Source organism: Vibrio sp. V31_P5A7T61 (assembly GCF_009904895.1).
Taxonomy (GTDB): domain Bacteria; phylum Pseudomonadota; class Gammaproteobacteria; order Enterobacterales; family Vibrionaceae; genus Vibrio; species Vibrio metschnikovii.
This window is the reverse complement of record NZ_WXWI01000003.1, coordinates 1-13,299: the sequence shown is the minus strand read 5'-3', so window position 1 is coordinate 13,299 and position 13,299 is coordinate 1. Positions and strand designations below refer to the sequence as shown.

Here is a 13,299-nt window from a genome sequence, read left to right as displayed (position 1 = left end):
ACAAGGAGCGCAGAGCCTGATGGCTTGCACCATGGTTGAGAGGTTTAAGCTTGAACGGCTTGTGTACTTGCCGCTGCGCGTGATTTTAAAAACGCATAGCCTACACCGGTCACTATAGTACCAGCAGCGATCGCGACCAAATACATCAATACTGGCGTGATGGCATTCGGGATCAACAAGACAAATAGTCCACCATGCGGTGCCATGAGTTGTGCACCAAACAGCATGGATAGTGCTCCGGTTAATGCTCCGCCCACCATACATGCCGGGATAACTCGCATGGGGTCTTTGGCTGCAAAAGGAATTGCCCCTTCAGAGATAAAACACAAGCCCAGTACAAATGAGGCTTTGCCTGCTTCACGTTCACTTGCGGCAAATTTATTTTTGGCTAAGAACGTGGCAAGGCCCATCCCTAATGCAGGTACCATCCCTGCCGCCATGATCGCAGCCATGGGCGCATAGGTGTTTGACGCTAATAGACCAACACCAAAAGTATACGCCGCTTTGTTGACTGGGCCGCCTAAGTCAAAGCACATCATCGCACCAAGAATAATGCCTAATAATACGGCATTGGTTGATCCCATGCTATTTAAAAACTCAGTCAGCGCCGACATGATCCCAGAAACAGGGCCACCAACGATATAAATCATCACCAAGCCGGTGACTAAGCTGGCGATAAACGGAATGATTAAAATCGGCTTAAGCGCTTCCATTGACTGAGGCAATGATACGTTGTCAGCAATCCATTTTGCGCTATAACCAGCGATGAAACCGGCCGCTATGCCGCCTAAAAAGCCAGCGCCCGTTGAGCTAGCGAGCATGCCACCAATCAGACCAGGTGCCAGACCAGGACGGTCGGCAATCGAAAAAGCAATATAACCAGCCAGTACGGGGATCATCAATGCAAAGGCGGATCCACCACCAATGGTCATCAAAGCGGCGGCAAGGGTGCCTTCTTCTTTAAAAGCTTCAATACCAAACACGAAAGAGAGGGCGATCAATAAGCCACCAGCAACGACCACCGGGAGCATATGTGAAACCCCAGTCATCAGGTGTTTATAGACGCCTTTTTTCTCGTCACTAGACGATGCACTACTTGGTCCTGAGTGTTGGTAAGTGGTGGCTTGGACCAAGGCTTTATCCATCTCTTCAGCCGTTTTCTTCAGTGCTGGGCCAGTTTTGGTGCGATACAGCGCTTTACCATTAAAGCGCTCAAGAGGCACTTCAATATCGGCGGCAATAATCACTAAATCGGCCTCGGCAATATCTTGCTCAGTGAGTTGATTTTTGGCACCGACCGAGCCACGAGTTTCGACTTTGATTTTGTGGCCGCGGCGTTTGGCTTCTTCTTCCAGCGCTTCCGCTGCCATAAAGGTATGAGCAACACCGGTTGGACACGCAGTGATAGCGACGATTTTTTTTACCGCTGATGTAGTTGATGAACTTGGCGTCGTGGTGGTAACGGCTGAGGCGTTAAGCTCGGTAGCTTGTTCAACGGCTGTGGTTAAGTATGCAGTCGGATCGCTGGTGCACGCTGAAATCTCACTTTGGTAGACTTTTTTACCGACAAAACGCGAGGTATCGACCGGCGTATTAGCAGCAATGATCACCACTTCAGCTTGAGCAATATCGGCCTCGGTTAAGGTTGTCGTGTCGAGTATCGAAGAGTGACACTCGACAGTGGCATTCCAGTTCAGTGATTTCGCTGCTTGTTCTAATAAACCGGCGGCGATAATGCTATTGGCAACCCCGCTGGGGCATGCGGTAATGATGGCAATATTCATAGTGTTGACCTTTTGTCGTTAATGGTTAGTTCATAGACTAATCAATGGTTTACCCTAGTAACTTAAGACGATGGCGGTTTTAACAGCTCGGTATATTGTTTCTACCCAGTTACCTCGCTGTCGTTGGTGACTGCTTTCGTCAAGTCGTGTGGTTATAATTGGATATCGTTTTGTAGAGCTGTGACTTTGTTGATGTCAGGAACGCCAACGCCCACCTGCGTTACCGCAAGAGCGGATAGCGCGGTTGCAAAGGTGATCAATGACGATTTATCCATATTTTGCATATGCCCCCAACACAAACCGGCCACTAAGGTATCGCCAGCACCGACCGTGCTCACGACCGGCATTTTGGGTGGTTTGGCGTGTAGCCATTGGCCTTGATTAAGCCACATCGTGCCTTGTGCCCCCATGGATACCACAATATTAGCGATACCTTTATCGGCGAGTTGTTGAGCGGCGGCTTGACACGCTTCAGGGCTATGCAGAGGGTGGCCAACAAACTGAGCCAGTTCTTCTTCATTGGGTTTAATTAACCATGGCTTTGCATCGACTCCGGCGATCAATGCCTCGCGGCTACTGTCAAACAACACTTTTTTACCCAGCAATCCCAACTGTTCAATCCAGCTGGCGCAGCGCTGTGGGGAGAGACCGGATGGTAGACTGCCTGCAATGATGAAGTACTCGTGATCATCAGCGAGCTGGAACAGTCTCTGCTCGAATCGTTGAATATCTTGTTCATTGACATGAATGCCGGGAAAATTGATGTCACTGACTTGGCCGGATTGTTCGACTAATTTGACATTAATCCGCGTTGCACCGGGTAGACGAATAAACTGATCGTTTGCGCCTATTTCAGCAAAGAGTTGGCAAAACATTTCTTGGTTGTCTTGACCCAGAAATCCTGTCACCGTGACTTGAGCACCAAGATCGCTGAGCACTTTGGCTACATTGACCCCTTTACCCGCCGCATGTAATGAACCTTGTTGAACTAAGCTCACGGAACCAACATGCATTTTTTCCATGCTGCCAGTGAGATCAAGTGCTGGATTCAAGGTAATGGTAACGACTTTCATACTCATCATCGGCCCCTTAATGCTCACCAAGACCGGATTTAATCGCTGCGCCAATCGATTCAAGGGCAAGGGCGGCATCTGGCCCTTCAGCGCTAAATTGCAGTTGGTGGCCGTGTTTCACTCCTAGGGCGATAACTTTCATTAAGCTTTTCGCGTTGGCCGCTTTACCATCACCATCTAAATTGACCACCTTGATGTTGGCTTGAAATTTCTTCGCTTCTGCCACGAGCATGGCGCCGGGACGAGCATGCAAACCATGTGAATTGGTAATTTTAAAGATCGCGGTTTCAACATTCGCGTTGTTTTCTGGGTGGCTAGAAGCAGCTTGGGCGTTGTCTTGAGAAAATAACGCGACCAATTGATGGGCATCCGCTTGTAATAATTGCTCTTGCTGCTGGTTGAATACAAGCTGGGTGATGATATTAAGAAACGAGCGATGGGCATCATTACAAGCGGCAATCGCGATCAAAGCTTTGACAGCAATGCCTTGGTACTCACAATGATTAGCGGTAGAAACAAATGACATCGCGCTGCGCGTCACACTTTGGTTACTGCTGATTAACCATAACCCTTTGCCTAAATGGGTAGGGGACTTGGTGACCAGATCGGCGACAAAAGCACTATCAGTACAGCCAGTATTTTTCAGTAAACCACCCGCCACCGCGGTCATTTGCAGCATGTCACTGGCAGGAAAGTGCAGTTGAATCAAAGCAGGATCAAAATCAGCGGCAAATTGCACTTCGCCATTGAGTAGTGCGACTAAATCACTCGCTTGTTGTACTTGTTTGAGCTGATTCTCAACGCCATCGGCAGAGAGCACCTTGGTCAGTTGCTTTAATATGCCTAAATGTTCATCGGATTTGGCTGCAATACCAATCGCGACATAGACGATATTACCTTCACCCCAATCAACGCCGTTGGCAAAATGATGCACGGTGACGCCAGTCTGCTTAACCAGTTCGCGAGTTTCAATCGTGCCATGGGGAATGGCGATACCGCTGCCTAAAAAGGTGGAGTTTTGCGCTTCGCGGTTAAGCATACCTTGAACATAGCCTGACTCGACCAGTTGTTTTTCAGTAAGGTCTGCCGCGATAGCACGAATGGCATCTTGTTTATTCGAGGGTGTCTGCGCTAATCGAATATCTTGCGTAGAGAGTTGCAACATGTTTGGCCCCTTAGCCAGAAATGGCTTGTGTTGATAATGCGAGTCGCTTTTTCTGACTATCCCCTTCCTACTTGAAGCTGCAGGGGGGGCTATGTTCGTTCACCCCAATCATAGAGCCTATCTATGCTCATGGGGACTCACTCACTTGCCACCTACCTGCAACGCCAAGTTGTTTGGGTATAGAGTCGCATTATCGTGATTTATGATTAAGCTGAATGGTTTCAGCTTTAAGTTTAAAAAAATTTAGCAAACGCTATAGTTTATTAATCAGTCGCTTTCATTAGGTTTAGTCCAAAAAACTCGACTTAGCTACCAATTTAAACTTTTGCTGAATCCTTTCAGCTTTGATACTGAATCGATTCAGCTTATAATTCAACTCAATTAAGGATCAAAAAATTGTTTCTATGATCCCACGCACAGAACCCGAGTAGTGGATATGACACTAGATGAAATAGCCAAATTGGCAGGCGTCTCAAAAACAACCGCCAGCTATGTGATTAATGGCAAAGCGACCAAATATCGCATTAGCCAAAAAACTCAGCAAAAAGTGCTCGCGATTGTTGAGCAGTATGATTACCGCCCAGATTTAGCCGCATCTTCGTTAAGAGCGGGCAATAGTCGCTCGTTTGGCTTGATTATTCCCGATTTAGAAAACACCAGTTATGCCAAATTAGCCAAATTACTTGAACACAATTCACGTCAAGCGGGTTATCAAATATTAATTGGCTGCTCTGATGATGATGCAGAAATTGAGAAAAATGTTGCCCACGCTCTCGTCTCTCGGCGGATTGATGCCTTATTTGTTGCCAGTAGCTTGGCGGACGCCAGCGAATTTTATTGGCAGGTTCAACAAGCGGGCACGCCGGTGATTGCTATTGACCGACCTTTGGATGATGAATATTTCCCTTGCGTGGTCAGTGAGGATTTTAGTGCCGCCTTTGAACTCACCCAATCGGTATTGAGCGATGAGGTGAAGTGCGTTGGTTTGATTGGCGCATTGCCTGAATTAAGTATCTCTCAAGAGCGGCAAATGGGTTTTGAATCGGCGTTGAAGCAGGCGAATAAGCAAATGGTGCTGGCTTATGGCGAGCACTTTAATCGCGAGGAAGGGCGGCGAGTGTTCGCACAGTGGCATGAGCAAGATAACATGCCCGATGCCGTGGTAGTGACGTCTTATACCTTATTAGAAGGGGTATTAGACGTATTATTAGAGCATCCAGCACTGATGGATAAACTAAGGCTGGCGACCTTTGGTGATAATAGATTATTAGACTTTTTACCGATTAAAATTAATTCATTACCTCAGCAGTTTGAATTGATCGCCGATAGTGCGATGGCATTAGCGTTGAATGCGTCGGCAAAACGTTTTGCTAATGGTATTGAACTGATCCCGCGTCGGTTGAAAGTGCGCCGCTGATTGATGAAAGCAATGATCTTATCATGGCTTAAGGTTATCATAGGCTTAACATAACCTTTGCTTATAGGCTGGCAATGAAGTTTTTACACACTTCCGATTGGCATTTAGGCCGCCACTTTCACAATGTCTCTTTATTGGATGATCAACGGCAGGTCTTAAACCAACTTATCGATTATATCACTCTTCATCCGGTGGATGCGTTGTTGATCGCCGGTGATATTTATGACCGCTCAGTACCACCGACTGCCGCAATTGAGCTATTGGATGAAGTATTAACGCGCATTTGTCAGCAATTACATACTCCAGTGATCATGATTCCTGGCAATCATGATGGCGCGAAACGTTTAGGTTTTGCCGCCCAACATATGCAGTCGTCTGGCTTGCATATTATCAGTGACTTTACGCAAATGTTACAGCCTGTGGTGCTTAGCTCAGAGCAAGCCGGGGAAGTGGCTTTTTATGGTATGCCTTACAGCGATCCTGAGCAGGTTCGTGATGCGTTTAAAAATAAGGTCAGCACTCATGATCAGGCGCATCAATTTCTTTGTCAGCAGATCGTTGATACGTTCAATCCTGCCCAGCGTCATGTCTTGCTTAGTCACTGTTTTGTCGATGGCGCAAGTACTTCAGATTCAGAGCGACCGCTGTCGATTGGCGGCGCTGACTGTGTGAATCACCAGCACTTTTTACCCTTTGATTATGTTGCATTAGGGCATTTGCATCAGCAGCAATATAAAGGCCAAGATTATATTCGTTACAGTGGCTCGCTGATGAAATACAGCTTCTCTGAGCAATATCATAAAAAAGGTATGACTTTAGTGGAATTGAATCAAGAGGGTTTTGTGTCGGCACAACCGATCCCGCTCACCGCGCCCCATGATATGCGTGTTATTGAAGGAGAATTAGAGACCTTGTTGGCTCAAGGTCAGCAAGACCCTCATGCGGATGATTATCTGCTGGTACGTTTAATGGATAAGCACGCCATTTTAGATCCGATGGAAAAGCTGCGCAAAGTGTATCCCAATGTGTTGCATTTAGAGAAACCGGGTATGTTAATGGATAGTGAGCAGCCAATGGGTCGAGCTCGTTTGGCGCGTGGTGAGCTGGATATGTTTCGAGATTTTTTTCTTGAAGCCAAGCAAGAGCCGTTAACGGAATTGCAAACACAGGCGATTAGCCAAGTCATTCAGTCACTGAAAAATCAGGAGTCAAATTAAGTTATGCGTCCAATTACTTTGACTCTGCAAGCTTTTGGCCCGTTTGCGAGCCAGCAAGTGGTCGATTTCAGCGCTTTTGGTCATGCGCCGCTTTTTTTAATCAATGGCCCAACAGGGGCAGGGAAAAGCTCGCTGCTCGATGCAATATGTTATGCCTTGTATGGCGAAACTACGGGTAGCGAACGTTCTGGCGATCAAATGCGCTGTGATTATGCGCCGGATTCTGTTCTGACGGAAATAGAGTTTGTGTTTGAGCTGCATAATCGGCGGTTTAAGATCATCCGCAGCCCGGATCAGCAGGTGGCGAAACAGCGCGGTGAAGGCACCACTAAAAAATCTCATGCCGCGAGCTTAATCGAATGGTTCGCTAATGACGAAGAAAAGCTGCTGGCTCATAGCCCTAAGCGTGTTGCTTCTGCGGTGGTGGAATTAATTGGCTTAGATGTAAAGCAATTTCGTCAAGTGATGGTGATTCCGCAAGGTAAATTTCGTGAATTGTTAGTCGCCAACTCAAAAGAGCGCGAACAAATCTTTGGTCAGCTATTTCAAACCCATATTTATACGCAAATTGAACGGGAATTGTTTGAGCGAGCGGCAGAGATTCGTCGCCAAAAAGAGCAATTTGATCAGCAAATAAAAGGGGCGTTGAATGTTGTTGCTATGGCCAGTGAAGAGGAATTGCAGCAAGCACTAACCAGCGTTGAGCCAAGCTTAAAAAACAGCGAGCAAAGCCATCAACAAGCGCAGCAGCAGCTTGATGTTCTTAAGCAACAATGGCACGCGGGGCAAGAGTTGCAAGCGAAATTTAGCCAGCAAGAGCAGTTGGCTTTAGAGCAAGCACAATTAACCGCGCAACAGGCTGAGATCGATGAGTGGCAAGTAAGATTGCAACAAGACCAAAAAGCGCCGCGGCTCGACTTACCTTATCAACAATTATCTGATGTACGGCAGCAATTGACGCTGGCTGAGCAAGCGCAAAAAACGCATCAACAAGCGGTGAGTCAAACACAGCAGCAAGTGACGGTGGCAACGGCAGCTTATCAGCAGGCAGATCAAGCCGCACAGCAAATTGATGCGCTCAGCCAACAGTTGTATCAACTGGAAAGTATGGGTAAAAAATGGGTTGAGTTAGAGCAACAACGGCATCAGCAGACTAACGCGTTAGCGGCGTTGAAGGCGGCGCAGACTCAGCATCAGCAGTTGAAAAAGCACCTTGCCGATTTAGAACAGCAGCGCCAAGAGCAGCAGCAAGCATTAGAACGGGTGATTAGCCAACGAAGCGGTCTGGAAACTAAACAGCTACAGTGTAGCCAACTGAATGAGCATATTCAGTTACGTGTCAAGCAGCAATCTTTAACTGAACAAATCAACCAGTTACAGCAAGCGTATCAACAAGCTGGGCAAGCTTATCAGCAGGCGCAGCAGCAAACGTTGCAGGCTAGCCAGCATGCCGATCAGTTGGAATTTTATTGGCACAGTAATCAAGCCGCAGAATTGGCACAGAAACTCGCACCAGGTAATCCATGTCCAGTCTGTGGTAGTGAGCATCATCCACATATCGCAAAATTTTCTGGTCAAGTGGTGAGTAAAGATCAGGTTCAGCAAGCTCGTCAGGCTCAGCAACATCATCAAGCGAATGAAACCGAACAACTGAAACAATACCAAAAGGCTGAAAACAATCTTAGTCATTATCAGCAGCAGCTCAAGCAGATCGAGGAGCAAATCGAGCACAAGGCATTGCCAGAATTAACCGCATTGCAACATCAACATCAAGCATTAACTGCTGAAATTGAGCGTCTAACGCTGTTAAATCCGCAAACCTTTGAGCATCAACTGAGCCAGATCACCGCTGCACTGCAGCAAGCTCAATTACAACTTGAGCAGCAGCAACATAAAGTCGAGCAAGCCAGTAAAGCAGAGATTGAAGCACAAACCAAAGTCACCAGTTTACAAGCTGAAGTGGCTAGTGAGTTTACGGATGCCGCTCAAGTGCGTGAAGCCTATGGACGGGTGAAAAAACAGATCACCGGGTTGCAGCAAGCTGAATTACAGGCTCGAACCCAGTTAGCCGCGGCTCAGCAGGCTTTATCTTCTGCTCAAGCAAGCTTAATCAGCGCCGAGCAGCAAGCGAAACATTGGTTGGACAGTGAGCAGCGTTTAGCCCAGGAATGGCAAGCGGCGCTTAACGACAGTGCTTTTTCCTCGCTAGAGGATTATCTGCAGGCCAAGTTAGCAGAAGAGGCCCGCTTATCCATAGAACAGAAAGTTCGCCAGTTTGAGCAGCGCCTCGCGACGCAAAAAGGCCAGTGGGATGCGTTGGCTAAGGAGTTGCATAACCAAACGCCGCCGAACCTCACCGAACTCAAGGCCGCGGTAGAACAGCAACAAGCCCATGTTACGCTTTGCTTGCAGCAGCTCAGTGAAGTTCGCTCACGTTACGACAGTTTACGCCAAGTGAGCGACAAGTTGGTTACGCTTTATCAGAACAATATGCAACTTGAAAAAGAGTATCAAATTTACGGCACATTAAGTGATATAGCCAATGGACGCACGGGCGCTAAAGTCAGTTTACACCGCTTTGTGTTAGGCGTGCTGCTGGATGATGTCTTAATTCAGGCTTCACAACGTTTGCAAAGAATGAGTAAAGGACGCTATTGGTTAAAACGTAAAGAAGATCGCGCTAAAGGTAATGCGGGTTCAGGGCTCGATTTAATGGTCGAAGATGGCTATACCGGAAAATGGCGCGATGTGGCGACATTATCGGGCGGAGAATCTTTTATGGCGGCGTTAGCATTGGCATTAGGTTTATCCGATGTAGTGCAAGCCTACAGCGGTGGGATTCGCCTCGATACTCTGTTTATTGATGAAGGATTTGGTAGCTTAGATCCTGAATCGTTAGATTTGGCAATCCAAACCTTAGTTGATTTGCAGCAAGGGGGGCGGTGCATTGGTATTATTTCTCACGTTGCTGAGCTCAAAGAGCAAATTGCTTTACGGTTAGATATCGTGACCTCAACCCTCGGCAGTAGCATTAAACTTGTTGTATAGTTCAAAGATAGGATAGAGGATTGATCAATGGATCATAGGCAGCGATAACTTATATGGATGCGGTAAAAAAAATATACCAATACGCAGAACCAAACTTAACGTTAGTTGGATGGATGGGCTTCATCGGTTTTCCGATTTACTATTATGTATGGACTTACCTGTTTCCCCAAGGCTATGAATCGTTTTGGCTACGGGGATTTTGCTCGCTATTGTTTGCCGGAATTGCTTTTCGCCACTCATTTCCCAAAGCATTACAGCGCTATTTACCGTATTACTATCTGCTTTCAATAGGCTTTTGTTTACCTTTTTTCTTCTCTTTTATGATGTTGATGAACGATTGGTCGACAGTCTGGGCGATGTCTTTTATGGCATCGATTTTCTTGCATATTCTGCTAGTTCATGAAACTAAGGTGATGTTGCCACAAGCGATTATTTCCGTATTACTCGCTTACTTCTCGGTTTATGTTGTCGTTGATGCCGCCCCTAGTCAGATGATTTCTTGGACTTATGTACCTATTTTTATCTTTACTTATGTATTCGGTAATCTGTTCTACTTTCGCAATCAGGTATCACACGAGAGCAAAGCATCATTAGCAAAATCGTTTGGTGCAGGAATTGCACACGAAATGCGTAATCCACTCAGTGCGCTTAAGTCTTCTCTTGATGTGGTGCGTACTCTAGTTCCTTCCCCCCATTCAGGCCAAGCAACTCATATTATTAATCAACAAGATTTACAGCAATTGCATGAAATATTAAATGATGCGGATGAGGTGATTCATTCTGGTAATGAAACCATAGATTTATTGTTAACGTCAATTGATCAGCATCGTGTCTCAACGTCGACCTTTCGAAAATTATCCGCTGCTACGGTGGTTGAAAATGCTATTCATTCTTTTGCCTACAAACGGGCCGTCGATCGAGCAGCCGTTTCATTAACCGTTAATCAAGATTTTGATTTTTTTGGTAGCGATACCTTACTTAAGTTTGCGTTGTACAATTTACTGAAAAATGCTTTTTATTATCAAAGTAGTGAAGTGTTTACGATTAACATCGAATTGAATCGAGTCGATGAGCAGAATGTGATTACTGTCAAAGATAATGGGATTGGTATTGAAGCAGAACAGCTCGAAGAAATTTTTAAGGACTTCTATACCTTTGGTAAACATAATAGTTATGGGTTAGGGCTGCCTTTTTGTCGAAAAGTTATGCATTCATTTGGCGGTGAAATTATTTGCCATTCCGTCTTCGGTGAATGGACCCAATTTACCCTTCAGTTTCCAGATGTTGAATCCGAACGTATCAAACAGATAAAACACGATCTACTAAAATCTAAATCGATTTTATTGATTGGTGAACCGAGTTTATTAAGTCGGCATCTGAATGAACAAGCTTTTTATTTAGGGTTTACTTTGCATATGCTCACTCTCAGTCAAGCGATGCAAAAAGAAGCGTATGAATTTGAATTTGATCTTATTTTTATTGATTTAGCTCCATTTGAAACACAGTGGGATAAATTGAGCTTACTGGAAGGTCAATTACATTTTACTGAAGCCAGAATTAGTTATATTTATGACCAATCTAAGCGTTATCCTATTAATATCTCTCGTTACTTAACAATTTATCCAATTGAAATACGTCATTTGTTAAAAGACAGTATTGGAACCATCGAGAAGCTATTATTTTCGATTGATGAGCTTGAGGTTGAAAGGGGAAATATACCACAACGAGAAGTCAATTATCAAAGAAGTATCTTATTAGTCGATGACAATGATTCTTTACGAACGTTTTCTGCTATATTATTAGAAAAGCAGGGTTATGATGTTTATCAAGCTCATGATGGTCAACAAGCTTTAGAGATATTAAAACAACATACTATGGATTTAATCTTAATGGATGTTGAAATGCCAGTTATTGATGGATTACAGGCGACGAATATCATCCGCAGTTCAATGGCCGAATACCGAAAAACGCCTATTATTGGCTATACAGGGGATAATAGCTCAGAAACGATAAATCGTCTCTACCGTGCTGGAATGAATGATTATATTGTTAAACCTGCTGATAAAGATAAATTATTAAATAAAGTGGCCGATTGGTTATAGGATACAAGGTTTCCTCCTGTATCCTATATCCTTCCTCCTTTAAGCCGCAGCGGTGTTGGCTGCATTCGTTCACCCCAATCACATAGTCTGCCTATGCTCATGGATATGCACTCACTTGCTGCCTACCTACAACTCCAAGTTGTTTTGGTATAATTCTCTTTCCTTGAATCGATCTTTAATTATTTAAAATAGAGTTGCTTATTGTGTATCGCAGACTCACAGACTGAGAGAATTTTTTGAATGTCAGAGTCTTTTAGTGAGCTGTTTAACGATAATCGAATAATGTTTTTATTTTTTGCCGTGGCAGGGCGACAAAAGACTGCGCCAAATACGCCATTATTCTCTAGAAAATCACGAACATTTTCGGTATTACGTTCATCGCCTGTTTCTAAAGCAATAATTTGCGATTGACTACGAATCGTAAAACCAAGTTCAAGTAAGCCATGACGTAACTGCTCACTGTGACGAAAAAGTTGTTTTCTTCTTTCATCCGCCGATTGGATTACCGATAACGTAGCACTGAGCGCTGCGACTTCATAAGGCAGAATTGTCGAGCTAAAGATCGCGGGATAACCGACAAAAGGTAAACAACGATCAACATGGTTATTCGCCCAGATAGCGCCAGCTCGATAAGCAAAGCTTTTCGCTAAACTCACCGTCATAAAATCAACCTGTGATGATAAACCAAGTTCAGCGAGCAAACCGGCACCTTTAGGACCATGAGTTCCGAGTGAATGGGACTCATCAACTAAAATAGCGCAACCATACTGTTTAGCTATCGCAACTAAATCTGCTAATGGGGCGACAGTACCAATTGTACTATAGATAGAATCGACCACGATCAATCCGGGTCCATGACGTTTAATGAGCTTCACTAAATGATCACAGTGATTATGCATAAAAGGGTGCAGATGAGCATTGGCATAGCGAGCTCCCTCCCAAAGTGACATATGAGCAAAAAAGTCGATATAGACGTTGGTATCGGCTGAGCAGATCGTTTGTAATAGTGCGGTATTCGCATTCCAGCCAGACTGCGAAAGTAGACACGTATCAAATTGAGCAAATTGGGCAAGCTGTTGCTCAAGATCAGGTTTGTCAGCCTCATCTTGTAAAAAGATCGCCGACATAAATACACTATCGGTACTATCATCGATGGCTTGTTTTAAGTGAGCCTTAATGAGCGGATGATGAGATAAACTAAGGTAATCATTACTCTGTAAAATAATATCATTAGTGCTCGGACGCTTGCCTAGAACCAAATGTTTGCCATTATTATTACTATCAATAAGGTCGTTAATAAATAAATCTAATCGTTGTTGAATAAATTCAGGTAGTTGTTTTTTTGAGGTGCCATATTTCATGGTTAATATCCTTTGTTGAAAGTAAGCGCCAGCTGACAAAGGATATATTGTCGTATAAAAAAATAATGTCATTAATGAAATATTATTATTTTGCTCGTGTTAGCAAACTCAATTATAGTGCCTTTATTATGT

Annotated in this window: 8 protein-coding genes; 4 read left to right on the top strand and 4 right to left on the bottom strand. The window is 44.7% G+C overall.

From position 1 onward, the window contains the following. Positions 1 to 44: 44 nt before the first annotated feature. From fruA to fruB, 3 genes are all read right to left on the bottom strand, one after another. Entirely contained in the window at positions 45 to 1,784 is a 1,740-nt protein-coding gene (gene fruA, locus CAG58_RS00110; RefSeq protein ID WP_161425279.1) for a PTS fructose transporter subunit IIBC, read from the bottom strand. A 152-nt stretch (positions 1,785 to 1,936) separates the two neighbouring features. Beyond that, a complete protein-coding gene (gene pfkB, locus CAG58_RS00105) occupies positions 1,937 to 2,863 on the bottom strand; it encodes a 1-phosphofructokinase (RefSeq protein WP_161425280.1) in 927 nt (308 codons plus the stop codon). Positions 2,864 to 2,873: 10 nt separating this feature from the next. After that, entirely contained in the window at positions 2,874 to 4,022 is a 1,149-nt protein-coding gene (gene fruB / locus CAG58_RS00100) for a fused PTS fructose transporter subunit IIA/HPr protein (protein WP_161425281.1), read from the bottom strand. A gap of 436 nt (positions 4,023 to 4,458) precedes the next feature. Between fruB and cra the strand changes: the two genes are divergently transcribed. The 4 genes from cra (at position 4,459) to CAG58_RS00080 (ending at position 11,806) form a co-directional block, all read left to right on the top strand. Beyond that, on the top strand, positions 4,459 to 5,439 hold the full coding sequence (gene cra / locus CAG58_RS00095; protein ID WP_161425382.1) for a catabolite repressor/activator: 981 nt from the start codon (positions 4,459 to 4,461) through the stop codon (positions 5,437 to 5,439). Positions 5,440 to 5,513: 74 nt separating this feature from the next. Continuing rightward, positions 5,514 to 6,656: an exonuclease SbcCD subunit D gene (locus CAG58_RS00090; protein ID WP_161425381.1), complete on the top strand. Its 1,143-nt coding sequence runs from the start codon at positions 5,514 to 5,516 to the stop codon at positions 6,654 to 6,656. A gap of 3 nt (positions 6,657 to 6,659) precedes the next feature. Further along, positions 6,660 to 9,704 carry an AAA family ATPase gene (locus tag CAG58_RS00085; RefSeq protein WP_161425380.1) on the top strand — a complete coding sequence of 1,015 codons (3,045 nt, stop codon included), beginning with the start codon at positions 6,660 to 6,662 and terminating at the stop codon, positions 9,702 to 9,704. A 53-nt stretch (positions 9,705 to 9,757) separates the two neighbouring features. Then, positions 9,758 to 11,806, top strand: coding sequence for an ATP-binding response regulator (locus CAG58_RS00080; RefSeq protein ID WP_154171116.1), 2,049 nt, complete (start codon positions 9,758 to 9,760; stop codon positions 11,804 to 11,806). Between the two features lie 179 nt (positions 11,807 to 11,985). On the opposite strand, the gene cqsA is transcribed toward CAG58_RS00080, so the two are convergent. Further along, a complete protein-coding gene (gene cqsA / locus CAG58_RS00075) occupies positions 11,986 to 13,167 on the bottom strand; it encodes an alpha-hydroxyketone-type quorum-sensing autoinducer synthase (RefSeq protein WP_004396503.1) in 1,182 nt (393 codons plus the stop codon). Positions 13,168 to 13,299: the final 132 nt, after the last annotated feature.